Genomic DNA, 24,297 nt, shown 5'->3' with positions numbered 1-24,297 from the left:
TAGCGCGCCTACCGCTGTCTGTCCACGAAGCCCCACACCGGAGCGCCGCTCAGCGGCACTTCAGCTCGGCCTTCTTCGCGGCCATCTGCTCGGCGATGCCGTCACCCGGCACGGCGTAGTCCTCCACCGCCTGGAAGTCCGAGCAACCGCCCACGTTGTTCAACGCGTTCTGCGCCTGCGTGGAGCAGAAGGCCACCACGCGGTTCAGGTTCGTGTTGCCCTTGTAGAAGTCGAAGCCCATCTTCCAGATGCGGCAGCCACGGCGGCGGTCCTCGCGGTCGGCGAAGTGCTTGCCGCGCAGGTAGGCGGAGGCCGCCAGGTCCTGGAACATGTTCTTCCGGTAGAAGGACAGGTGCGACTCCGCCAGCTCCGCCATGATGCGCTTGTCCGTCGCCAGCGCGTCCTTGAACGGCGCCACCGCGCGCTCGGGGTCGTCGTTGGTGATGGAGCTCTCGCCCGTCTTGAAGAGCTGATCCACGTTGGACACGTCGCGGATGAGGTCGTCCGCCAACTGGTGGTACTGCGCCTGGTCTTCCTTCGAGCGCAGCTTCTGCAGCGTCGCCATGGCCTCGCTGCCGCGGCCGTTCCAGTAGTCCATCATCGCCGCCTGGACGAGCTTCGGTGCGTAGCGCTTGGCGAACATGGCGCGCACCTCGCTGGCCTGATCCACGCCCAGCCCATCCTCCTGCAGGATGTCGGACACCGGGCACGTCCACGGCTGGGCGTTGCGGTCCACGCGGTTGCGGGCCACCAGGAACTTCACGAACATGGCGTCCTTGGGGCGCCACTCGTTCTTGCGCAGGCCGCCCTCCAGGCGGAGCGTCTGACCGATGGGCGGCTCCAGGTCCTCCTTGCTCTGCTTCTGGCACCACACTTCCATGTACTGCTGGCAGCGCTGGACCGCGGGCCCCCACTGCGAGTTGTTCAGGTAGCGATTGCAGTCGAACTTCGCGCGCTCCACGAACTGCTCGGCCGTCTCCTTCGCCTTGGAGCGGGCGCGGCGGAAGTACTCGCTCTCCTTCGGAATCTTCCGCAGGTACTCCAGCGCGTCCTTCTCGCGGTTGAGCTCGATGGCCTTCTTCGCCGCCTCGAAGTTGCCGAAGGCCTCCTTCTCCAGCTTGATGCGCCGCACGAGGGTGTTCGCCTCGGCGTTGATGGGGTCCATGTCCAGGGCCTGCTCGCACGCCTTCTCGGCGCGGTCCCAGTCGGGAGCCCCCATCTCGTTGGAGGAGTACGAGCGGCACTCGCTGAGGAACTCCTGCACCTGCGCCGCGGGATCCAGCGGCGCGGCGGGCCCCGTCTTCTGCGCCTTCTGCGGCGCCCCGATGGAGGTCTTCACCACCGCCGCCACCGCCAGCAGCGCGATCACTCCGCCCGCGACCACCAGCAGCTTGCGCTTCTTGTCCGCCTCGGGAGCCGCCCGGCCGCCGCGACGGGCCGGCGCCGCGCCCGCACCGGGACGGCGCGAGGGCGTGTCGGCGGCCTCGTAGGTCATCTCCACCACGCCGAACTGGAGGACGTCCCCGGGCTGCAGGTCGACGAACTCCTCGCCCAGCAGCTCGCCGTTGAGCAGGGTGCCGTTGGCGCTGCCCAGGTCGCGCGCGATGACGCCGGAGCCCTCGCGCTTCACCTCCGCGTGCTTCCGGCTCACGGAGTCGTCATCCAGGACGACCGCCGCCGGAGGCGCCCGGCCCACCAGCACCGTGCCGTTGATGGGATAGGACTTGCCCGCCCACGGCCCCGTCATGCCCTTGAGCACCGGCCCCGAGCTCGCGCCCGCCGCGGCCGCGGCAGCGGCCCCCGCGGACGTCGAGCGCGCCGGCCGCTTCGCCAGCGCGCCCTCGGGCTTCGCGGCCCCGTTCTGCGTGGCCTTGGCGCGGATGCTGGGCATGGCGCGCGTGCCCTTCACGGGCGCGTCCGCGAGCGTCGCGGGATCGCCGGGAGGAGGCGTCGCCGCGCGGCGGCCGCTGGTGCTCCGGGCGCTGCCCTTGAGCTTCAGCTCGTAGTCGCCCAGCAGCACCTGCGAGGCCGGCGTCAGCGCCGTGGGCCCCTCGATGCGCTCGCCGTCCACGAAGGTGCCGTTCTGGCTGCCCCCGTCCTCGATGTAGACGGCGCCGCCCTCCACGTAGACGCGCGCGTGCTGCCGCGACACCCCGCCTTCCGTGAGGACCAGGTCATTGCCCTGCTGGCGGCCGATCTTCAGCTCGCCCGCGATCTCGTGCTCGTGCTCAGTGCCGTCAGGGTGACGGACGACCAGGGTAGGCATGGACGCGTCAGTCCTCGCGGAAGATGCTCATGTTCACGGGGATGCCCTTGCGCTGGAGCTCGTCGTAGAACTTCGGCACGAAGCCCGAAGCCACGAAGCGCCCGCGCACCTTGTGGTCCTCCGTGAAGCCGTCCTGCTTGTAATAGAAGATGTCCTGGAGGGTCACGATGTCGACCTCCATGCCGGACACCTCCGTGACGAAGCAGATCTTGCGCGTCCCGTCGGAGAAGCGCGTCTGCTGCACGATGAGGTGCACGGCGCTGGCGATCTGCTCGCGGATGGCCTTCACCGGCAGCTCCATGCCGGACATGAGCACCATGGTCTCCAGCCGGGCGATGGCGTCGCGCGGCGTGTTCGCGTGCAGCGTGGTGAGCGAACCGTCGTGGCCGGTGTTCATGGCCTGGAGCATGTCCAGCGTCTCACCGGAGCGGCACTCGCCCACCACGATGCGGTCCGGCCGCATGCGCAGGCAGTTCTTCACCAGCTCGCGGATGGTGATGGCGCCCTTGCCTTCCAGGTTGGGCGGGCGGCTCTCCAACTGCACCCAGTGGTCCTGCGGCAGTTGGAGCTCCGCCGCGTCCTCCACCGTGATGATGCGCTCACCCTCCGGGATGAACGAGCTGATGATGTTCAGCGTCGTCGTCTTCCCGGAGCCCGTGCCGCCGGAGATGACGATGTTGCGCCGGGCCGTCACGCACATCTCCAGGAACTCGGCCATCTGCGCGGTGATGGTCTTGTACTTGATGAGGTCCTGGATCTTCAGCGCGTCCTTCTTGAACTTGCGGATGGTGATGCAGGGGCCCTTGAGCGCCAGCGGCGGGATGATGGCGTTCACGCGGCTGCCGTCCTTGAGGCGCGCGTCCACCAGCGGGCTGGACTCGTCGATGCGGCGGCCAATGGGCGCCACGATGCGCTCGATGACGCCGAGCACCGCCTGGTTGGAGGAGAACGTCTTCTCCGACAGGGTCAGCTTGCCCTTGCGCTCGATGTAGATCTGGTTGGCGTGGTTCACCATGATCTCGCTGATCTCTTCCGACGCGAGGAACGCCTCCAGGGGCCCCAGGCCCAGCGCCTCGTTGATGACGTCGGTGAGCAGCTCCTCCCGGTCCACGTCCCCGGGGAGCTCCTGGTCCGCCTCCATCTGGTCGATGATGTCCCGGATGGCCTTTTCGGTGCGGCGCCAGAGCTCCTCGTCCCCGAGCCGGTCCATGTCCATGCGGCGCAGGTCCAGGTACTCGATGAGCCGGTCGTGGATCTCCTTCTGGAGCCGCGAGTAGCGCTCCAGCCGGGGGTCCACCTTGCGCTTGTTCTTCGCCATGGCCGCGGCCATGGACGCGGGCATGCGGCTGGGCGCCGCGGGGGCGGGCGGAGGCGGCTCCTCCTCGTAGGGCTCCTCCTCCTCGTAGGCCTCTTCCTCGTAGGCCTCCTCGCCCTGCTCCTCGTCGTAGCCCTCGTCGGCGGGCTCCTCTTCCAGCGGCTCGACGTTGAGGATGTAGTCGCCGATGGAGACCTGGTCGGTCGGCTTGAGCACCATGGGCCCGGCGATCTTCTTGCCGTTCACGAAGGTGCCGTTCGTGGACTTCATGTCCACGATGATGAAGCGGCCGTCCTTTTCGACGATGCGGGAGTGGGTCTTGGAGACGTTCCCCTTGGCGAGCACGATGTCGTTGCCAGCAATCCGGCCGATCGTGATCTCGTTCTTGGGGTACTCCCGCTGCTCCGAGCCGCCGCCCTTCTCCGTCAGCGTGATGAGAAACATGGGTCGGGATGCTACCAAGCCCTCCTACGACCTCAAAGACTCCTGAGACGCTCGCCCGCCTGCTGCCCGGAAACGAACGGGCCGGCACCCTCCCCCTCTGAAGCAGGGATGGGGCCGGCCCGGATCCGACGTGGCGGCGCGAAAGGCCGTCAGTCGAAGATGTTGAAGTTCACCTCGGAGCGGGCCTGCTTGTAGCGGGTCTTCACGTCCTCGATGATGCTGCGGACCTTGTCCGAGTCCGGGTTCACGATGCGCGGGGTGACGAAGATCACCAGCTCGCGCTTGGTGGAGTCGAACGCGCGGTTCTTGAACAGCTCGCCCACGATGGGGATGTGACCCAGGCCGGGCAGCTTCGCGACGGCCTTCTGCTCGTCGTGGCTGAACACGCCGGACAGCACGATGGTCTCGCCGTGGCGCACGGTGACGTTCGTCTTCACCTTGCGGGTGCGGAAGCCGGGGATGGCGGACGAACCACCGAAGGACACGGACACGGAGGTGTCGATTTCAGAGGCCTCGGCCTCCACCTCCGTCTGGATGTTGCCGTTGCGGTCCGCGGTGGGGCGGATGTTCAGGATGACGCCGTAGGGCTTGTACTCCACCGTGAACTGCGTGTTGGTGATGAGGGGGATGGGCACCTCGCCGCCGGCGAGGAACTCCGCCTTCTCACCGCTGGCGCACACCAGCTTGGGCTGCGCCAGCAGGCGGCCGTAACCGTCGTTGGCCTGGAAGCCGATGCTCAGGTCGGAGCCGCCCGTCGCGCCCATCACCAGGTTGGAGATGGCGTCGCCAGACGGGATGAGCGCCTTGTTCAGCGTGGCGGTGGCCGTCAGCGTGCCGGTGATGTCCGTGGGGTACTTGATGCCGTAGCGGTCGCGGCTGTTGCGGCGGATTTCGACGAACTGGACCTCGGAGAGGATCATCCGCTTGATGCCGACCACGAGCAGGTTCTCCACCTTCTCGCCGATGGCCTTGGTGATGAGCTCCGCCTTCTGAAGGTCCTGCTGGCTCTCCACGGAGCCCTCCAGGAAGATGGTCGCGCCCACCACGTTCGCCTGCACGTTCTTCAGGCCCGCCTTCTGGAAGGCCGCGTTCAGGTTCTGCGCCACCAGCTTCTTGGCGTTGGGGGCGATCTTCACGAACGACTTCACGTTCGGGTACAGGCTCACCACCTGCTCGATGCGGTCCGCGTCCTGCGTGGTGTAGGCCTGACCGTCCAGGTAGATGCGGTCACCCACCATGCGCACGGACACGCCTTCGATTTCGCCGAGCAGGCGCTTGATCTCGGAGATGACCTCGTTGGGGTCCTGCTTGCGGACCGTCACCAGGTAGCTGATGCGCTGACCGGAGGACTTCCAGACGAGCAGCGTCGTCTTGCCTTCGGCGTTACCGGTGACGAGCAACTGGCCGGTGCCGAGCGTCTTCACCTCGGCGATGGATGGATCACCCAGCGCGACGCGGCTGAGGCCGGGAATGGTGAGCACCTTCTGGGTACCCACGCCCAGGCTGACGGAGCTGCCCTCCTGGGCCTGGGCAGGGGCGCTGGCCACCACCGTGACGACGGCGCCGAGCGCCAGGGCTTGCGTGAAGCGAGTGAACATCGTGTGAGTCCCCTTCTTGCGTGCGCGCGCCCGGCCTGACGGCGCGCTATCCCAGATGTTGTTGCTGCCACCACATGGCCCAGAAAGTCCCGAGCGCGATGGAGACGCCGTAGGGGATGTGTCGCACCGGAGCGGGCGAGGTTTCCTCGCGCATCCATTTCATCCGCACCGCCCAGCGGCGGGCCACCGCCGCCAGCGTGTCCCAGACGGCCCCCTGCCACAGCAGCGTGACGAGGGCCTGCAGCGCACCCGTGAGCGAGATGAAGGCCGCCGCGGCGAGCACCGTGGGAAAGCCCAGCACGCAGCCCACGCCCGCCATCAGCTTGACGTCACCCCACCCCATGCGCCCGCGCAGCGCACCCGGCACCAGCAGCAGCGCGAGTCCCGCGCCCGCCAGAAGCCCGCTCACCAGCCCCGACTCCAGCCCGCCCACCCCTTCGGACACACCGCGCACCCCGAGCCCCAGCACGATGAGCGGATAGGTCACGGCGTTCGGGATGAGCCGGCGCAGCACGTCGGTCACCACCGCAATCACCAGGGCCACTCCCAGAATCGTCCACAGCGCGAGCTGAACAGGTGTCATTCGGCACCTGCTCCCATGGGGAGCAGGCGACCCCCATCAAACAATGGAGGCCCTCAGCCCGTCAATTCCTGAACAAGGCCATCGCACCGTGGGGCCCCGCGTCATCCCGGCATCAGTGGATGACGAGGCGGATCTTCTCGCTGCAGATGAAGTACTCGTCCCCGTCCTCGACCTTGCGGCGCTTGATGCGCTGCTTGTTGAACCAGGTCCCGTTCGAGGAGCCGAGGTCCTCGATGTAGAAGTCGCCGCCGTCGCGGGCGATGACGGCGTGCTCGCGCGACACCTTGCCGGAGTTGATGACGAAGTCGCAGTGCTTGCCGCGGCCGATGACGTAGCGGTCCTTGACGATCTTCTCCTGCTCGCCGGACTCCGTGACGAGGTAGAGCGCGGCGCCCTCCTCCTCGTCCGGCTCCTCCATGGGCTCTTCTTCCTCGGCCTCCTCGGGAGGCTCGTCCTGCATGTCGTCGAGCGGCGGCTCCTCCTGCTCGGGCAGGGGCTCCTCCTCGTCCTCGATCATGTCGTCCGCGGAGGGCGGGGGTGGCTCGTTCTTGCCCTTGATGAGCCGCTCCAGCTCGGCGGCCGTCTCCAGGACGCGCTCGGCGACCTCGCGGCGGACCGGATCATTGTCCAGCCCGTTGGAGGAGGGCCGCTCCTCCGCGTTGCGCGCGGCGGGGCGGGCGGCCGGCGCGGGGGCCAGGACCGGGGGAGCGCCCTTGGCCGCCGAGGCCGGGGGCGTGGAAGCGGCCGGACGCGCCGCCGGCGCGGGCGCGGCGGACGGCACCGCCGCCACGGCGGGCTCGCCCTTCGTCCTCACGTCGATGAAGCCGTTGAGGCGCGCGAACATGAACAGCGCCTGGTTGATGAGCGCGTCGCGATCCGAGCCCATCTGCTGGGCCATCTCTTCGTACGTCTCCCACAGGTGCTCGGCGATGCCGACCTTGCGTGCGGGACGGGAGTTCTGATCGATCATCGGTCTTGGCTCGGGAAATGCTGGACGTGAGGGACGATAGCAGAGCCGCTCGGGCGCGCCCAGTTACTGGAACGCCCGGAGATACGTGAGGTTGTCCAGGTTGTCGGTGATCGACTCCAGGGCCACCTGGAGCACGCCGTCCGCCGAGGGGTACGCGACGTAGGCCAGGCTGGAGCCGTCCACGTCCGTGGCCACCACGGAGGAAGGCAGGGTGTAGACCGCCAGGTTGCTCGCCGATGTGGTGTCCACGCCGAAGACGTAGCGGCGGAAGCGCGGCAGCAGCGTCACCAGGTAGCGGTCACCGGCGTTGAGCCGGCTCTCCACGCCGATGGTGGGCGTGATCTTGAGCGTCAACGGCGCGGGCGCGAAGGTGGTCGGCGAGCGGGGCGGGTCCAGCCCCAGGTCGAAGCCGTCCGCGTGGTAGTAGTAGTCCAGGAACGTGGAGACCGTGTACGCCTCGTTGACGTCCAGGCGCTGCAGGTAGCTGTCGCGGGTCTCCGCGCCGGCATAGAGCACGAAGGGCTTCACTTTCGGGCCCGCGCGCACGGAGAACGACGGGAACGACGCGCAGGGCTCCGCCGCGGCGGCGACCGCCGGGTCGGACAGGTTCGGGTAGAGCCGGGTGAGGCCGTTGCCCTGGTCCTCCAGGCGCAGGATGGGGATGACCGCCGGGCAGGCGCCCGCGTTGTTCGCCAGGATGATGGAGTCTCCCGGGATCACGCCGCGGGCCGTCGCCACGGACGTCTCCACGAGGAGCGCGGGGTCCTCCTGGGTCAGGTCGCGCGAGAGGCCCACCAGTCCGGGCAGCACGCCCTGGAAGACGAAGCGGTACGTCCCGTTGGGCACCGAGCCGTTGCAGAGGAACGCGGTCACGTTGGTCGTGTTCTGCACCTGGGGACAGCCGGGCTGCTCCACGAGGATGCCCGGGAACTGATCCGCACGCGTCAGCTCGTTGCTGTCGCGCAGCTCCGCGGACACGGACGCGTCCAGGGGAACGTTGTCGGAGCCGCGGTCCAGGTTGAACGCGCGCCGCTCGTCCGCGCGGAAGAGGGTAATCTTCCCGTCGGACGACGGCATGATGCCCAGGAGCGGGATACCGGTGGTGTAGCCCACGCCGTCCGCCAGCAGCTCGCGGACCTCCAGGCCCGTGCGCAGCGTGAGGCCGGTGGGCAGCCCCGCGGTGGGCCGCAGGGTCAGCATGGGCGCGCCGGTGATGTCGCGGGCGAGCACCGGCGCCGGGGACGGAGCCGCCACCGGGTCCGGCCCGTTGTCGAGCGCGATGACGCCCTCGCAGTCAGACGAGTTGCACGTCAGCTCGTCCAGCACCGCGAACACGAAGCGGCCCGCGGGCCAGGACTCGCTGCAGTACGTGGTCCCGTCCTCCCGGCTCTTCTCCTCGCTGCCCGCCGGGCAGGTCCCATTGTCGAGCTTGGGCTTCTGCACCTCGTAGCTGGGGTGCGTGGCCACGAGCCGCGCCGGGATGTCCACCAGGTCCGCGTAGTCGGGCACCGCGTAGGGAGCCGGACGCGGCCGCTTGTACGCGACCTCCACGGACGCCCCGTCCGCGACGACGCGCACCAGCCGGCTGGTGCCGGACACGTTGCGGATGGCGACCACCAGCGAGTCCGCCGCGTCGGCCCGCGCGGGCAGCGTGACCATGGACAGCACCGTGTCCGCCGGCTTGAGGCAGAAGACGGGCAGCGCCGGAGGCAGCGCGCTCGCGTCGAAGCCCTCGGGGCCGGGCAGGTCCTGGCGCATCACCACCCCGCCGCCGAAGGGACCGCAGAGCTGCTCGGCGGCCTCCGGGCGGGTCTGGAGCGCGTAGTACAGGACGCTCGGCGCGCCCTCCGCCACCGGGGCGTGCGCGGCGAAGGCGGTGATGAGCTGGCCGGTCGCCAGGCGCGTCACCTCGTTGAGGCGCGCGCGGTCCGCGGCCACCACGGAGATGCCGCGGCCGCCGGAGCTGCGCGCGTAGATGTACGGGCCGGACACGTCCTTGCCCGCGGCGTCGTAGCCCACGTCGCGCGTGAGTGAGTCCGGCCGCGCGATGACGGGGATGGCCAGGGGCTCCAGCGGGTTGGGCGCGGGGATGAACTCACGCGGCGAGCGCGTCAGGTCCAGCACGCGCAACTCATCCCGGTCCTGCGAGGTGACGAAGACGAGCTGGTTGGCGAGCACCACGTCGTACGTGCCGGACAGGCCGGCGGCGCCCGCAGTGGAGGTGGTGTCGGAGCAGGCGAGCGCGAGGCTCGCGCCGCTCAGCAACAGGGCAGCAAGAAAGCCGCGCTTCAAGGTCAGTTCTCCTGGCACACGCTGGTGCCCTGGTTCGGATCACGCTGCTGCTGCGTGCCCAGCTTCGCCACCACCCGCGCGTCCTGGGGACGCCCGAGGTCGGGGATGTCCACGATGGCCACCTGTCCGTCACCGAAATTGGTCACGAACAGCCGCGCCGCGTTCGTCCCGGCGGGGTTGTCCACCGTCAGCCCGAAGGCCTGCGACGGGTTGCTGGTCTGGTTCTGGTTGTTGACGAGCGGCACCTGCGCCACGACCTGCCCGAGCGCCTCGTCGTAGAGGGACACCGCGCTGTCGCCGGTGCTCGTCACCGCGATGATGTGGGTGTCCGCGTTGGGCACGCCCGGCGTCCGCGAGATGACCTGCATGTCGCTCACGCCGTCGGGCATGGGCACCGCGGAGACCACCCGGAAGAAGGGCTGGGTGGAGGCCCCTCCCGGGACCGCGTCGTACTCGAAGTCGATGGTGAGCAGGGTGTCCGGGCCGCGCGCCAGCATGTACAGCCGCTCGCGCACGAAGTTCGGACGCGCCGCCAGCTCCTCCGCCGTCACCGGGCGGGGCACCACGCGCGCCGCGCGCGCCTCGCGGATGCGGAAACTCGCCTGCAGCGAGGGCTCCAGGATGGTGCCGGGGTCGTTCTTGTCCACCAGCCGCAGCACGAAGTTGCCGGGCACGGTGCCGCTGATGCCGGCCACGAAGTTGCGGCCCGTCACGTAGAGGAAGCCCGCGCCCACCGTCACCGAATCCGAGCCGCCGTAGGCGTAGCCCGAGGGGGACAGCGAGATGAAGCCCAGCGTGTCGCGCGTGGGGTTGTCCAGCTTCACCGTGGCCAGGTAGTTCTCGAAGTTGCTGCTGGACTTCGCGGGCGAGTCCGCCGCCTCCGAGTGCGTCACGTACAGGTTGCCGCTCGCCTCATCCACCGTCACGCCGATGGGCGACGGGGCGCGGGGCAGGCCCGCGCGTCCCTCGTCACTGAGGGAGGACGGGATGTCGTCGGTGAGCGACAGCGCGCCGTCGCGGCAGTCCACGCCGCCCTGCACGCAGGTGAGCACCGGAGCGCCGTTGGCCTCCACGCTCACGTCCACCGCGTTCAGGTTGTTGCCCTCCGCGCGCGAGGGGACGAACAGGCGCGGCAGCCCCGTGGCCGGGTTCACCCACAGGCCCAGCTCGCCCGCGAAGCTGCGGATCTGCACCAGAGACTCGTCCGCGGAGCTCAGGTCCTCGAAGGAGAGCGCGGAGTCCGGGAGCGCGCCGCCCAGGTGGGGGACCATGACGGCCTGCCCGTCCACCTGCGTGCTCAGCGTGTCCAGGTTCAGCGCCACCACCGAACCGGAGTCGTAGCAGTTGTCGAAGTTGGCGTTCGCGACGAAGAGGTAGCCGTTGCTCGCCGAGGGGCCTCCCGCCGCCGGAGGGCGCCAGAACGCCACCCCGCTGGGGTACACGAAGCGGGTGGACGGGGGCGGGTTCGGTTCGGATTCAAGCGAACACGCCCCGAGGAGCAGCAGCGCGGGGGTCAGGAAGTAGAGGCGCATCAGAGGGGGGCGGAGTGTAGGAACGCGGCCCTGCCCCGGGCAACTGAATAGGGCTGTCGCTATTCCCGGCCGCCCTCCCGCCGACATCCGCCCCCGCCCGGAGGGCGTGCGCCGCTCCCCTGGTGGGGGAACGGGCACGCTCCGTCCGTGGCGCGGTGACGGGGGGCTCAGGCCTCGGCCTGGATCTTGGAAAAGTCCGCCACCTGGTTGAACAGGGCGCCAATCTCCGTGAGGAACCGGATGCGGTTCTCCCGCAGGTCCTTGTCCTCGGCCATCACCATCACCTTGTCGAAGAAGGTGTCCACGGCGGGCTTCAGGCCGGTGATCTCCTTGAGCGCGCCGGCGAAGTCGTCCGCGCGCACGCGCTCGCCCACCTTGTCGCGCGCCTGGGTGAAGGCGGTGTGGAGGTTCTTCTCCGGTTCGTCGGTGAAGCGCAGCGGGTTGGTCTGCCCGCCGGCCACGTCCCTGCCCTGCTTCTCCACGATGTTGACCACGCGCTTGAACGCCGCCGCGAGCGGCTGGAAGTCCGAGTGGCCCACGAGCCGGCTCAAGGCCTCCAGGCGCTTCTGCGCCGCGACGAGGTCGTCGAAGCCCACGGCCAGCACCGCCTCCACGACGTCCGTGCGGTGCTGCTCGCCCCACAGCGCCTTGAGGCGGCCGCGGAAGAACTCCAGCACCTGCTCGCGCGGGGCGGCCTCCCCCGGCTTGCGCTTCACGTTGGCCAGCTTGGGGGCCAAGAGGCGCAGCGCCTCATCCACCGCCGCGGACAGGCTGAAGCGGTAGCCGCGCCCCAGCACGATGCGGATGATGGACAGGCACGCGCGGCGCAGCGCGAACGGATCCGCCGCGCCGGACGGCGCCTTGCCGATGGCGAAGATGCCGCACAGCGAGTCCAGCCGGTCCGCCAGGCCGATGAGCGCGCCCGCGTCCTGAGACGGCAGCGCGTCCTCGGCGCCGCGGGGCAGGTAGTGCTCGAAGATGGCCAGCGCCACCGCGTCGGGCTCGCCGCCCGCCTTCGCGTACTCGCGGCCCATCACGCCCTGGAGCTCCGGGAACTCGCCCACCATGCCGGTGACGAGGTCCGCCTTGGACAGCGTGGCGGCGCGCTCCACCGTGGCCGCCTCCCCTGCCCTGCCCGTCGCCTGGGCCAGCCAGCCCGCCAGCGCGCGGAAGCGCTCCACCTTCTCCAGGTACGTGCCCAACTGGCCCTGCCACACCACGCGGCCCAGCTTCTCCACGCGGTCGGCCAGCGGCGTGCGGCGGTCCTCGTCGAAGAAGAAGCGCCCGTCCGCGAGCCGCGCGCGCAGCACGCGCTCGTAGCCACGCAGCGACAACTGCGCGTCGCGCACCGGCGTATTGGACACGGCGATGAAGCGCGGCAGCAGCTTCCCCTGCGCGTCCAGCAGCGAGAAGTAGCGCTGGTGGCTCTTCATCTCCTGCACCAGCACCTCCGGCGGCAGGTCCAGGTGGCGCGGGTCGAAGCTGCCCACCACGGGGTTTGGCAGCTCCACCAGGTTCGTCACCTGGTCCACCAGGCCCTCGTCCTCCATGAGCTGCCCGCCGGCGCCCTTCGCCGCGGCGTGCAGCTTCTCCACGAGCGACGCGCGGCGCTTGCCGAGGTCCGCCAGCACATGCGCCTTCTCCAGCGCGGACTCGTAGTCCGCGGGCGCCTTCAGCGGGATGGGCCCCGGCGCGAGGAAGCGGTGGCCGTAGGTGGTGCGGCCCGCCTTCACGTCGCCCAGCACCACCGGCAGCTCCGTGTCGCCCAGGAGCGCCACCATCCACTGCACGGGGCGCGCGAAGGACGTGTCCACGTCCCCCCAGCGCATGGACTTCTTGAAGTTGATGCCGTGCACCGCGGCGTGCAGCGCATCCAGGAGGATGGCGTTCGCCGGGCGTCCCTTCTCTTCCACGCGCGCCGACACGTACTCGCCCTTGGCCGTCGTCGTGCGGCCGAGCGCGTCCACGGTCAGCTTGAGCCCCTCGGCGAACTTCTCCGCCGCCTTGGTGGGCTTGCCCTGCGCGTCGAAGGCGGCCTTGGCGCTGGGCCCCAGCACCTCCTTCGTGATGTCCTCGCCCGCGTCCGCCACGTCGCGGACCCAGATGGCCAGCCGGCGCGGCGTTCCGAACGTGCGCACCTCGCCGTGCTTCAGGCGGGCGTCGGCCATGCGCTCGGTGAGCACGCGCTTCAGGTCCTCCAGCGCGGGGACGATGAACGACGCCGGGATCTCCTCGGCACCGACCTCCAGCAGCAGATCACGCGCCACGGGCCACCTCCGACTTCTCCTTCTTCTCCACCGGCTTGTTGAGCTGCACCGTCTTCCAGTAGTCGCTGGCGGGCTTGCCCTCCAGCACCGGCGGCTGCTCACCCACGGTCCACGGCGTCTTCATCAGCGGGTAGCCCAGCCGCTCGCGCATCTGGAGATATCCCTCCGCGCACAGGCGCGCGTTGTCACGCACGCGCTTGATGAAGTTGGCTCGCTCGGTGACGGAGATGGCGCCGCGCGCGTCCAGCAGGTTGAACGTGTGCGAGCACTTCAGCGCGTAGTCGTACGCGGGCATCGGCAGGTGGCGCTCGATGAGCCGCTTGCACTCCTTCTCGTACGCGTCGAACAGCGTGAAGAGCATCTGCGGGTCGGACTCGTGGAGGGCGTACTTGCTCATCTCCACCTCGTTCGCGTGGAAGACCTCGCGGTACTTCACGCCCTTGACCCACTCGATGTCGAAGACGCTCTCCACGTTCTGGAGGTACCTGGCCAGGCGCTCCAGCCCGTACGTCAGCTCCGCGGCCACGGGACGGCAGTCGAAGCCGCCGCACTGCTGGAAGTAGGTGAACTGCGTCACCTCCTCGCCATCGCACCACACCTCCCAGCCCAGGCCCCAGGCTCCCAGCGTGGGGGACTCCCAGTCGTCCTCGACGAAGCGGATGTCGTGCTCCAGCGGGTCCAGGCCAACCTTCCGCAGCGACTCCAGGTACAGCTCCTGGACGTTCTTCGGCGCGGGCTTGAGGATGACCTGGAACTGGTGGTGCTGGAACAGGCGGTTCGGGTTCTCACCGAAGCGGCCGTCAGCGGGGCGCCGCGAGGGCTGCACGTAGGCGACGTTCCACGGCTCGGGACCGAGCACGCGCAGGAACGTGTACGGGGCCATCGTGCCCGCGCCGACTTCCGTGTCGTACGACTGGGTGACGATGCATCCCTGGTCGGCCCAGTGCTTCTGGAGCGTGAGGATGAGGTCCTGGAAATACATGATGGCGAGTCCTTCTCGCAGTGCGTCGAAGGCGAAGGCGGAACGCGGCGGACCCTAGTGAGGGGGTCCAGGAGCGTCAAGGACGGCGGTCAGTTCGAGTAGGCCGGGAGGTCGGCCAGTCGAATCTGCAGCTTCGTCACCTCTCCGGGACGGATGGGAGCGGACAACAGCTTGCTCGTACCGCCGGGGTCCTGCGGGTCCACCACGCGCAGACGGTACGTCCCGATGGGCAGGGGGAACTTGATCAACGGGGACGTGCCCAGTTGCGTGGCGCCGTCGAACACGGCCGCGTTCTTCGGCACCGTGTAGAGCGTCAGCCAGCCCAGGCCCGCCTTCGCCGCGCCCTTCGAGGTGGTCGTGTCGAGCACCTCCGGGGCCTCCGTCTGCGTGACGGTGGTGACCGGCTCCGGGACCTGCGCCGAGGGCTCGGGCTTCGCGGGGCGCGGCTCCACCTTCGCCACCACGGGCGCTTCCGGCGTGACGGCCGGCTTCGTCCGGCGTACGCCCTTGGCGGCGGGGGTCTTCTTCGTGTCGGCGGGCGCCGCGTCCACCACCGGCTCGGGCGTGGTCGGCGCCTCCACGGGCGCCGGCTCGGGCTCGGGCTCGGGGGTGGTCTTCTGGACGAAGCCCGGCGGAGGACCGGAGGGCTTCGGCGGCCACTGTCCGTTCGCGGCGGGGTCCACGGGGGGAGCCGGGTCCAGCTCCGCCTTCACCCACTGCTTCGCGGAGTCGAACGCCGGCATGAACAGCCGGCGCACGGGTTCGAGCGTCGCCAGGTACGCCACGCCCCCCAGCAGGAGGAGCAGGAACAACCGCATGCCCCAGCCGGAGCCCTCGCGCCGGGGCGGGGCCACGGGGGGCGCTTCAACGGACTCCGCCTCCTCCACCTGGCGCGGAGGCCGCGAGGTGCCGCGCACCGGACGGGCCTTGAAGCGCTGGGTCTGGAGCTCGCTGGGCGGATCCATCAGCCCGTCGGAGGGCGGCTCGGTGGGCTCGGGCCGCGCGCTGGGACGAGCCCTTGCGGGCGGCCGCGCGGCGTCAGCGGGAGGACGGATGACCCGGGGAACGGGCGCCGCGTCCGAGCCCGAGGGCCGCTGCGCTCGCGGCGTCACGGTGGGCGTGTTGACGCGAGAGGCGCGGGCCTCCACGGCCTCGTTCGCGGGACGCGGGGTCGCGCGGGGGGCGGGCGTCGCGGACTCGGCCGCGGCGCGGCGGACGGGCGTGGGCTTGAAGGACGCCGCGGCGTCCGCGGCAGGGGCCTCCGCGTGCGGCGACTTCACCTGCGCGGTGGCCGCGGCGGAGGCCTGGTCCCCCCCCTCCTCCACCTGGAGCGCACCGGCGGCCTCGCTGACGCGGGCGTCCTCGGCGCGGCTGGCCAGCTCCAGGAGCGTGCGCGTCTTCTGGCGCTTCTCCTCGAAGAGCTCGCCCATCACGGCGGTCATCTGGTCTTCGTCGAACAGCTCGGCGCCCAGCGTGGCCTCGATGGCGCGCGCCATCTCCCGGCAGGTGCCGAAGCGCTGGGTGGCATCGCGCGACAGCGCCTTGAGCACCACCGCTTCCAGGGCCTCCGGCACGGCCGCGTTGAGCGAGCGCGGCGCCGGGATGTCCCCGTCCACGATCTGCATCATCACGGCGGCTTCGCCGGGCGCGTTGAACAGGCGCTGTCCGGCCAGCAGCTCGTGGAACATCACGCCGGTGGAGAACTGGTCGCTGCGGCCATCCAGGTCCTTGTTGCGCACCTGCTCCGGGGACATGTACCCGCTGGTCCCCTTCACGGTGCCCACCTGCGTGCGGCCCAGCTTGCCGCGCGCCTTGGCGATGCCGAAGTCGATCACCTTCACGACGCCGTCGTAGGTGATCATCACGTTCTTCGGGGACACGTCGCGGTGCACCACCGCCACGGGGCGGCCGGACGGGTCCATGAAGTGGTGGGCGTAGTGCAGGCCCAGGCACGTGTCGCGCATCACGCGCGCGCTGAAGCCCAGAGGCAGCGCGTACTTGCGCCGCTCCGCCATCTTCACCACCTGCTCCAGGTTCTGGCCGGGCAGGAACTCCATGGCGAGGTACAGCTCGCCGTCCTCCTCCCCCAGGTCGAACACCTGTCCGATGTTCGCGTGCGAGAAGGCCGCGGTGATGCGCGCCTCGTCGAGGAACATCTTGACGAACTGATCGTCCTTCTTGATGTCGGGGAGGATCTGCTTCACCGCCACGAACTTGCGGAAGCCACCGGGCCCGGAGGTGTACGCGAGGAACAGCTCCGCCATCCCGCCCATCGAGAGTCGGGTGAGGATCTCGTACTTTCCAATGCGCCGCCCCCGGTCGGGATCGTCTCCGGCGACTCCCTGCGTACTCATGGCGGGGGCGGATGTTACCCGCCGAACCCTCCCAGGTCGATGACCGTCTTTCCAGACAGGCCGCTCCCCCCGGGCCAGGAGCCCGGAGAAAGCGGTTTAGGCGCCGAACCGCCGTCGCCGCACGTCGAGCATCCAGGCCTCGAGCGCGGCCACGGCCGGCGGGGGTGGCTCCAGGGGCAACACGGAGGCCGCGTCCGCCGCGTCGAGCACGGCGAAAGCGCGCGTCACCTCCCCCCGCCACTGCTCGCTGAGCGCGTCGGTCAGCTCGATGCGCTCCCCGCTCCGCTTGCGCTCCACCAGCGCACGGGCCTCGCCAAAACCATACGGCTCCAGCAGGCCGGTGACGTCCGTCTCCACCTCGCCCGTGCGCAGCGCATGCGTTCCGGTGAGCGTGGTGCGCAGTACGTACAGCAACTTCTTCACGGAGCGGAATCCGCTCTTCTCCCATTCACGGAGCTGTCCCTGCGCGAAGCCGCGGTAGTGCCGGTGGACGCGGCGCGACAGCACGGCCCGCACCAGGGGCCGCAGCGCCTCCAGCTCCGGCAGGGCCCGCACCGTGATGGCGCCCAGCACCCGCTCGATGTAGTTGCCGTTGCCCTGGAGGATGCCCAGCAGCACGGGCTGCAGCTCGTTGGAGGAGTAGTCCACCTCCACGCCCTCCAGCACCTCCAGCCGCTCCGCCGGCACGTGCCGGGGCTGGAGGCCGAGCAGCGCGGCGGTGGGCGCGATGTGGATGGCCTTGAGGTCCAGGTCGCTGTCATGCGACGGGAAGCCATACGCATGCGCGCCGGACAGCGAGATGACCAGGTGCTCGCGCAGGAGGGACTCCGCGTCCAGCACGCGGTCCGCCATGCGCTCCTGATGTTCCGTCACCCTGCCCTTCATTCCGTCCCTCCTTCCAGCGCCGGAGCCTCCGGCGCGTCACGGCCCAGCGGACCGGGCGTCTTCAAGACCCAGCGCCGCGCCACCTCGTCTCCCACACGCCGCAGCAGCCGGTCCGCGCGGGCGTAGTCCGGATGCTCCGGCAGCCGGCTCTCGCGGTGCGCGGCCTCCAGCGCCGGAGCCATGGCCTCGGCGTCGCGCAGCACGTCCTCCAGGGGCACCGCTCCGCCCTTGATGTCGAGCAGCCGCGCCTTGAACGCTCCCGTCGCCTCGAAGGTCGGCACGCCGTCGCGCAGCCAGCCGGTCGCCAGCGCCACCAGCCGCAGCAGGTTGTACGCGTTCTTCGGCCGCAGCTCCCGAGCGGACGGCGGGCGCTGGCCCCCACCGCGCGCGTACGCCGTGAGCGCCGCGAAGTCGTTCGCCGCGAGCAGCCCCTGGTCCCAGAGCGAGCGGTAGAGCTGCTTGACGTACGTCTTGGCCGCGAGCACCCCGTCCTCGGGCGTGGGCGCGGCGCGGGGGGACACGGCGGCCAGGCGGCGGGCCACCTCGTCCAGGTCCGGCGTGGGCTCCTCGCACAGCCACGCGAGGAGCAGGTCGCGGTGCTCGGCCAGCCGCTGGCTGCGGGTGAGCTTGTCGAGCTGGCTCATGGCGTAGCGCCCGAAGCTGCCGAAGATGGCCTTGGAGACGAACGCCTCGCGCGCCTCCAGCACCCACGTGCCCAGCTCGTCCACCGCCGTCGCGCCGGGGACGAAGAGGGTCTCCAGCGTGTTCGGATCCGCGCGCAGCGCCTGCTCCACCGTCTTGCGGACCTCCCAGTACGTGGTGCTGCCATCCGCGCTCACCAGGTCCTGCGGCGGCTGCCCCAGGCCCAGCGTCCACGGGAGCGGCAGCGCGAACACCCCGCGCACGTCCACGTCGGAGCGCTCGTCCGCGAGTCCCCAGGCGTGACTGCCCACGCGCGTCTCCAGCACCACGCACGGCCGCAGCGCGCTCCAGGCCGCCTCGCGCCGCTGGGCGAACTGCACCTGTCCCGCGCGCCGGGGCACCAGCTCGTCGCGGGCGAACCACACCTCGCCCACGCCGACAATCTGTACGTCGAAGCCCCCGTCATGCGCGCGAACCACGCGGCCCACCACGCCCTGGGGGATGCGGCGCCCCCCGGACGCCACGCGCTCCACGCGGGTGGTGACCTCGGTGCCATGCGGCAGGGGCACCGACAGCCGGTCGATCTGCTCCAGCCCCCGGACGCGCGCCGGAGCGGAGGAAGAAGCCTCGCGGGTGTCACTCATCGGTCCCTCCTGGATGGGATGGTGGGCCACGCAGGACGCAGCGAAGCACGGGAGCCTGACCCGGCACGGCGCTTCCCGTCAGCGCGCGATGCGTCGCACGGCGGGCAACAGCCCCTCCACCTCGGAGGCCAGGGGGAGCGCCGACACCGCGCCCAGCCTCGTCACCACCCGAGCCCCCACGCCCGCCGCGAAGGTCATCAGCGCGACCAGCTCCTCGCGTGTCGCCTCCGCCAGCGAGCGCGCGTCGCCGTACCCGCGCACCAGGCCGCTCAACATGGCGGACACGAAGCCATCCCCCGCGCCCGTCGTGTCCACCACCGTCACCTGGGGCGCGGGGACGGAGAGGACCTCCCCCCGCCAGAGGAACACCGCGCCGCGAGGCCCCAGCGTCACCACGGGCAGCGGCACGCCCCACGCGGCCAGGACGTGCAGGGCCGCCTCGGGCGAGTGCTCGCCGGTCGCGAAGTGGATCTCCTCCTCGGACAGCTTCACCACCGTGCACAACGGGAGCATGCGCCCCAAAAGGGCGCGCAGCTCCTCGGGCTGCGTCCACATGTGCAGCCGCAGGTTCGGATCACAGCTCACCAGCATCCCGGCATCGCGGGCCAGGGTGAGCATGCGCACCATGGCCTCGCGCGCTGGTGGCAGGAGCAGGGAGTTGGAGCCGCAGTGCAGCGCCTTCGCGCGCCGCACGAAGCCACCGTCCACGTCGGAGTCATCCAGCAGGAACTCCGCTGAACGAGTTCGGAAGTACGTGAAGCTGCGCTCGCCGTGCGCATCCAGTGAGACGAACAACAGGCCCGTGCGCGCGTGGTCCACCTGCCGCAGGCGGCTCACGTCCACGCCGTCCGCCGCCAACCGGTCGCGCAGGAAGTGGCCAAACTCGTCGGAGCCCACCACGCCCACCATCGCCGAGCGCAGGCCCAACCGCGCGAGCCCCACGGAGACATTGGCCGGGGAGCCACCCGGCGAGGGCTTCCAGGCCTCCACGTCCCGCACGCGCGAGGCGCCGCCGGCCACGGGAAGGAAGTCCACCAGCGTTTCGCCGACACACACCACGTCCAGCGGCCCGGCTTCGTGCATGACAGCTCCCCTGGGGACCGCGCGCTGCCTGTCAGTCCAGGCCCACCTGCGCCATGAAGTCCACGCTCTTGAGCTTGCGGCCCACGTGGTGCGCGATGAAGACGTTGAGCAGCCCCCGCGCCCGAGCGCGGAGGTCCGCGGGCAGCGGCGTGCGCTGCCCTTCCTGAAGCGAGCGCAGCCCGGCCAGCAGCGCCACCGGCACCGGCACCGAGTCGCGCGCGCGCCCGCCACACGGCTCGCACACCGCGCCACCGTGCCCCTGGTCGAACCGGGGCCGCTCGCCGGGCAGACCGCCACACAGCGAGCAGGAGTCGAACCGCGGCATCAACCCCGCCTGCGCCAGCGCCGCCAGCTCAAACGCGAGCAGCGACGTGGGCCCCGCCTCCTTCGCGTCCAGCCGGTGCAGGTAGCCCTCCACCAGCTCGAACAGCTCCGGGTGCGGTTCGTGTTCGCGCGTGAGCTCGCGGCACAGCTCCACCGCGTAGAGCGCCCGGGCGATGAGCGACAGGTCCTCGCGCGCGGCGTAGAAGCCCGCGACGATGTCCGCCGAGTCGATCCGCACCGTGCTGCCCCGCGTCTCCACGAGCTGCACGCGCAGCCGCATGAACGGCTCCAACGCCCCCGCGAACCGGCGCTTGCTCTTGCGCGCGCCTGCGGCGAACGCGGTCAGCTTGCCGTGCTCACGCGTGAGCAGCGTCACCAGCCGGTCGGACTCTCCGTAGTCGACCGTGGACAGCACGAACGCGTCGTCGGCGTACCGCTCCATGATCCCTCTTCAACGCGCGGCGGGGGGCGGCAGCTTCCCGGACAGCACCAGGAACAGCCCCGCGCCCAGGAGCAGGACCGCCAGCAGCACGGCCAGGATGACGTACGCCCGCTTGCGCCGCGCCTTCTCGAGTTGTGCCGGCGAAGGCGCGGGCACCGCCCGGTCCACCTCCTCGTAGCGCAGCGCCGCCTCTTCCGGCGACAGGCCGATGACCTGCGCGTACGCGCGGATGTAGTTCAGCACGAACACGCGCTCGGGCAGCCGCTCCACCTGCCCCGCCTCCAGCGCCGCGACGAGGCTGGGGGGAATCTTCGTCTCCCGGGAGACGTCCTCGCGAGACAGGCCGCGAAGCTCGCGCTGCTGGCTGAGGTATTTGCCGAAGTCGACGTGGTCCACGGTCTTTCGGGGCCCCCGCGGCTAGAGGTGGTCCAGCAGTGAGCGGCAGTCTTCCTTGAGCTCCTGCTCGTTGGATTGGGCCTTGGCCTCGCAGTCCGCGAAGGCCTTCTTCGCCTCGTCCACCCGCCCGAGCTTCGCCTGGCACACGCCTTCACGGCGGTAGGCGTCCGCCACGTCCGGGCACTTCTCACGGTAGCGCCCGAACTGCCGGCACGCGTCCTCCGTCTTGCCCGTCTCGTCGTAGATGATGCCCAGGTTCTTGTAGCCCAGGCAGAAGTCCGGGTTGGTGGTGACGGCGGCCTTGATGTTCTGCAGCGCGTTCGCCGTGTCGCCCTTCTTGTAGAACGCCCAGCCCATGTTCCCCTGCGCGGAGAAGCCGTAGCGGTACTGCATGTCGTTGAGCGACTCTTCGTACAGCTTGATGGCGTCGTCGTAGCGCCCCTGGTCCAGCCGCAGGTTGCCCAGGTTGGTGCGCGCGTCGGAGAAGGTCGGCCGCAGCTTCAGCGCCTTCTCGTAGTGGGACGACGCCTCGTCGAGCCGCCGGAAGGACAGGTGCAGCAGCAGGCCCACCGCGTTGTGGGCCTCCGCGTTGTCCGGGTTCTTCTCCAGCGCCTTCTGGTACTCCGCGAGCGCGTCCTGCACATGGCCGAGCTGCTGCGCCTGCACGCCCAGGTCGTAGTGGATCTCCGAGCTCTGGCGCTCCTTCTCCGTGGGGACGTGCGCACAGCCCGCCGACGCGAGCGCGAACGCGAGGAAGCAGGAGGAAGTGATGCGGGACATGGGTGCCAATCCGGGGTGGAGGGTCAGAACGCGGCCAGGAAGCGGCCCAGGGTGGTGGCGACGTTGCGCTTCTCTTCGGCGCGGGCCTTCACGGCGGGCACGAGCGTGGGCTCCCGGAAGAACACGGGCAGCGTCTTCAGCCACTCGTCCTGCTGCGCGGGGGCCGCGGCCCGCCAGTTCGCGTTGTCCATCATGAAGCCCAGCGACTCCACGAACGCGAGCGCGTCGTCCTCGTCCTCGCGCAGCTCATCCGCGGACTGGATGCGCCGGCCGGACACGTACACCGCGCAGTCCCCCGCCTCCACGAGGTACAGGTACACGAAGACGCCCGCGCCCTGACCGCCGCGCAGCCCCACCACGAAGGCCTGCGCGGGCCCGGCCTGCTTGCCGGGGATGGCCACGTGCGGCGCGTTGAGGGACAGGTGCAGCGCGAGCACCTGGTCGCGGTTGGCGGGAAGGCCCCGGTAGCGCTCGTCGATGGTGAACACCGTCGTCTCCCTTCCCGCGCACCCTAACGGGTGGTGAGGGTGAACTCCTCGGTCGCGTCCTGCGAGTCCGCAGCCGTCTTCTGGAAGCGGATGAGGGGCGTGTCAATCATCACGTTGCCGCCGCCCTCGTTCCCCTCGCCGATGATCACCTTGAAGACGTTCCCGGGGGACGTGCTCCGGCGGCTGCCCGCGCTCTGCTTGCGGGCAATCAGCGTCACCGCGTTCGCGCCAGGACGCAACTGGCTGGTGATGTCCACCACCACCTGGTCCTCGTTGTTGCGCAAACGGCGCAGCCAGCGTGAGTTCACGTACACGTCGATGTCGAACTCCGTCATGCCCGGCGTCGTCTGCTCCGTCACCAGCCAGTAGCGCTGGGTGATGCGCCCCGGCGCGGTCGCGGGAGCGGCGGGCGCGGGGGCCTGCGCGGCGACGCCCGCGTCCAGGGGCGCGGCGGCCGGAGGCGTGGCGGTGGAAGGCGGCGGGGGCGAGGGCGTGGGCGTCACGGTCGTCACGCGGGCGGCGTACCCCGGCGCGTCGATGTGGACGTTGCCCTCCGCGTCGATGCGGACGGTGGCCTTCTCGAAGCGCGTGTTCGTCACCCCGTCGATCTTCACGCCGTTCAGGAAGACCGAACCGGCCAGGGCCAGCATGGGGACGAGCGAGGCCGCGAGGGTGATGGCGATTCGAGCGGATGGACGGGGCATGGCGGGCATTCCTCCTGGGAATCCTCAACAGTCCCGGGAGCTTGCGAACGACTTAGCGCACCCGGGGGAGCGGGACAAGGCGGGGACGGCCCACCTTGGAGCGCTCCGCCGCCCCGAACATTCACCCGGGGGCCCGTCTTCCAGTCCGGCCGCGGAGGCCGTCAGGGCGCCGCGGTCGGCGTCTCGTCGGGCGCCGGCGGAGGCAGCTCGCGCTGCGCGAGCGCCCAGTCCCCGCCCAAGCCATGGCCCTCGCGGAAGCGGCGGAAGTCGCGCCGCACGGCCCGGGGGTAGCGGCGGAACTTCTCCAGCTCCCCGGCCTTCATGGCGTCCCGGATGCGCGTGGGGCCGGCGTTGTAGGCCATCAGCGCCAGGTCCAGGTCGCCGCCGAAGCGGCCCTGCAGGTTGCGCAGGTAGCGGATGCCCAGGCGCACGCAGACGGCGGGATCCGCCACCACCTCCTCGCGCGACAGCCGCAGGCCCTCCTTCTCCGCCAGGAAGTGCAGCGTGCTGGGCTTGATCTGCATCAGGCCCCGGGCGCCCTTCTCGGAGACGGACTCCTCCTCGAAGTCGGACTCCACGTCGATGAGGGCCAGCACCAGCAGCGGGTCATACCCCGTGCGGCGCGACTCCTCGTCGATGGCCTGCCCCAGCCGCCGGCGCAGCGTGAGCCCCAGGTCCGGGGCGCGCTTGGCCAGCACGGCGTCGATGAGGGCCGCCTCCTCGGAGACGGCCTCCTGCGCCACCACCTCGGGGACCACGGGCTGGGGGGCGGACTCCTCCAGGAGGGGCACCACCCGCGCGGACACCACGAGCGCCACGCCCGCGAGCAGCGGGAGCCGGGAGCACCCGCTGCTCAGGGCATGCAGCCCCGCGAAGAACCGCGTTCCCAACGACCTGCCGCCCGAGGCGGCGGGTCCACTCACTTGCGGTGCTCCAGGGCCTGGATGCGTTCGCTCAGACGCTCCAGGCGGGCTCCGAATGCCTGCAGCTCCTCGCGGCGCGGCAGCTTCAGGAGGGTCAGGGCCGTGCGGACCCGCTCCTCCACGTTGTGCTCCAGGTCCTTGCGGTGCCCCGTCAGCCGCTCCGCGAACTCACGGGCCTGGCGCTTCACCTCGTCCTGGCTCCAGCCCGCGACGGACGCCACGCGCTGCACGGCGCGGGAAGCCTCCTCCTCCGCCGTGTTCACCGCCAGGAGCGCCTGGCTCCAGATCCGCTCGAATGCCTCCGCCACGGAGGTCTTCTCTCGGGGGGCCTCGGTGTTGTTGTCCATGAAGTCGCTCCGGGAGTTACCCCGGGCCCTTCCAAT

Annotated in this window: 20 protein-coding genes; all 20 read right to left on the bottom strand. The window is 70.4% G+C overall.

The genetic code is table 11. The features are described from left to right. Positions 1-49: 49 nt before the first annotated feature. The 20 genes from K8612_RS11715 to K8612_RS11620 all read right to left on the bottom strand — a co-directional run bounded on the left by K8612_RS11715 (position 50) and on the right by K8612_RS11620 (position 24,261). On the bottom strand, positions 50-2,266 hold the full coding sequence (locus K8612_RS11715) for an FHA domain-containing protein (protein ID WP_223762327.1): 2,217 nt from the start codon (positions 2,264-2,266) through the stop codon (positions 50-52). Positions 2,267-2,273: 7 nt separating this feature from the next. After that, complete coding sequence (locus tag K8612_RS11710) at positions 2,274-4,025, bottom strand: ATPase, T2SS/T4P/T4SS family (protein ID WP_223741337.1); 1,752 nt, start codon at positions 4,023-4,025, stop codon at positions 2,274-2,276. A 149-nt stretch (positions 4,026-4,174) separates the two neighbouring features. Continuing rightward, positions 4,175-5,623, bottom strand: coding sequence for a type II and III secretion system protein family protein (locus K8612_RS11705; RefSeq protein WP_014397747.1), 1,449 nt, complete (start codon positions 5,621-5,623; stop codon positions 4,175-4,177). A gap of 46 nt (positions 5,624-5,669) precedes the next feature. Then, positions 5,670-6,206, bottom strand: coding sequence for a prepilin peptidase (locus K8612_RS11700; protein WP_223741336.1), 537 nt, complete (start codon positions 6,204-6,206; stop codon positions 5,670-5,672). A 112-nt stretch (positions 6,207-6,318) separates the two neighbouring features. Then, the gene (locus K8612_RS11695) at positions 6,319-7,176 is read right to left on the bottom strand and encodes an FHA domain-containing protein (protein WP_223741335.1); all 858 of its coding nucleotides are present in this window, start codon (positions 7,174-7,176) and stop codon (positions 6,319-6,321) included. 63 nt (positions 7,177-7,239) lie between these two features. Continuing rightward, a complete protein-coding gene (locus K8612_RS11690; RefSeq protein WP_223762326.1) occupies positions 7,240-9,468 on the bottom strand; it encodes a hypothetical protein in 2,229 nt (742 codons plus the stop codon). A gap of 2 nt (positions 9,469-9,470) precedes the next feature. Further along, the gene (locus tag K8612_RS11685) at positions 9,471-11,000 is read right to left on the bottom strand and encodes a YncE family protein (RefSeq protein WP_223762325.1); all 1,530 of its coding nucleotides are present in this window, start codon (positions 10,998-11,000) and stop codon (positions 9,471-9,473) included. Between the two features lie 167 nt (positions 11,001-11,167). Next, positions 11,168-13,267, bottom strand: a complete 2,100-nt coding sequence (glyS, locus tag K8612_RS11680) for a glycine--tRNA ligase subunit beta (RefSeq protein ID WP_223762324.1) — start codon at positions 13,265-13,267, stop codon at positions 11,168-11,170. Beyond that, positions 13,257-14,249: a glycine--tRNA ligase subunit alpha gene (gene glyQ / locus K8612_RS11675; RefSeq protein ID WP_120619333.1), complete on the bottom strand. Its 993-nt coding sequence runs from the start codon at positions 14,247-14,249 to the stop codon at positions 13,257-13,259. The genes glyS and glyQ overlap by 11 nt, the downstream gene beginning before the upstream one ends. 89 nt (positions 14,250-14,338) lie before the next feature. Beyond that, positions 14,339-16,603, bottom strand: coding sequence for a serine/threonine-protein kinase (locus K8612_RS11670; RefSeq protein WP_223762323.1), 2,265 nt, complete (start codon positions 16,601-16,603; stop codon positions 14,339-14,341). 96 nt (positions 16,604-16,699) lie between these two features. Further along, positions 16,700-17,488, bottom strand: a complete 789-nt coding sequence (locus K8612_RS11665) for a DNA polymerase beta superfamily protein (protein WP_223762322.1) — start codon at positions 17,486-17,488, stop codon at positions 16,700-16,702. Beyond that, the gene (locus K8612_RS11660) at positions 17,485-18,774 is read right to left on the bottom strand and encodes a DNA polymerase beta superfamily protein (RefSeq protein WP_223762321.1); all 1,290 of its coding nucleotides are present in this window, start codon (positions 18,772-18,774) and stop codon (positions 17,485-17,487) included. The genes K8612_RS11665 and K8612_RS11660 overlap by 4 nt, the downstream gene beginning before the upstream one ends. A gap of 78 nt (positions 18,775-18,852) precedes the next feature. After that, positions 18,853-19,857, bottom strand: a complete 1,005-nt coding sequence (locus K8612_RS11655) for a carbohydrate kinase (protein WP_223762320.1) — start codon at positions 19,855-19,857, stop codon at positions 18,853-18,855. A gap of 31 nt (positions 19,858-19,888) precedes the next feature. Beyond that, complete coding sequence (gene recO, locus K8612_RS11650) at positions 19,889-20,623, bottom strand: DNA repair protein RecO (protein WP_120587552.1); 735 nt, start codon at positions 20,621-20,623, stop codon at positions 19,889-19,891. A 9-nt stretch (positions 20,624-20,632) separates the two neighbouring features. After that, positions 20,633-21,019, bottom strand: a complete 387-nt coding sequence (locus tag K8612_RS11645) for a RodZ family helix-turn-helix domain-containing protein (protein WP_120568121.1) — start codon at positions 21,017-21,019, stop codon at positions 20,633-20,635. A 21-nt stretch (positions 21,020-21,040) separates the two neighbouring features. Beyond that, positions 21,041-21,799 (bottom strand): social motility TPR repeat lipoprotein Tgl, encoded by a 759-nt coding sequence (tgl, locus tag K8612_RS11640; protein ID WP_223741325.1) that lies wholly within the window; start codon positions 21,797-21,799, stop codon positions 21,041-21,043. A 23-nt stretch (positions 21,800-21,822) separates the two neighbouring features. Next, positions 21,823-22,287: a social motility and stimulation tgl protein gene (locus tag K8612_RS11635; protein ID WP_171413696.1), complete on the bottom strand. Its 465-nt coding sequence runs from the start codon at positions 22,285-22,287 to the stop codon at positions 21,823-21,825. A 23-nt stretch (positions 22,288-22,310) separates the two neighbouring features. Then, complete coding sequence (locus K8612_RS11630; RefSeq protein ID WP_223762319.1) at positions 22,311-22,991, bottom strand: hypothetical protein; 681 nt, start codon at positions 22,989-22,991, stop codon at positions 22,311-22,313. A gap of 161 nt (positions 22,992-23,152) precedes the next feature. After that, the gene (locus tag K8612_RS11625) at positions 23,153-23,914 is read right to left on the bottom strand and encodes a lytic transglycosylase domain-containing protein (RefSeq protein WP_223741323.1); all 762 of its coding nucleotides are present in this window, start codon (positions 23,912-23,914) and stop codon (positions 23,153-23,155) included. Next, complete coding sequence (locus tag K8612_RS11620; protein ID WP_223741322.1) at positions 23,911-24,261, bottom strand: phasin family protein; 351 nt, start codon at positions 24,259-24,261, stop codon at positions 23,911-23,913. The genes K8612_RS11625 and K8612_RS11620 overlap by 4 nt, the downstream gene beginning before the upstream one ends. Positions 24,262-24,297 lie beyond the last annotated feature (36 nt).

It is taken from the genome of Corallococcus sp. AS-1-6 (genome assembly GCF_020037015.1).
GTDB lineage: Bacteria > Myxococcota > Myxococcia > Myxococcales > Myxococcaceae > Corallococcus.
Note: the sequence above shows the minus strand (reverse complement) of the source record. Positions and strands in the feature narration are given on the sequence as shown.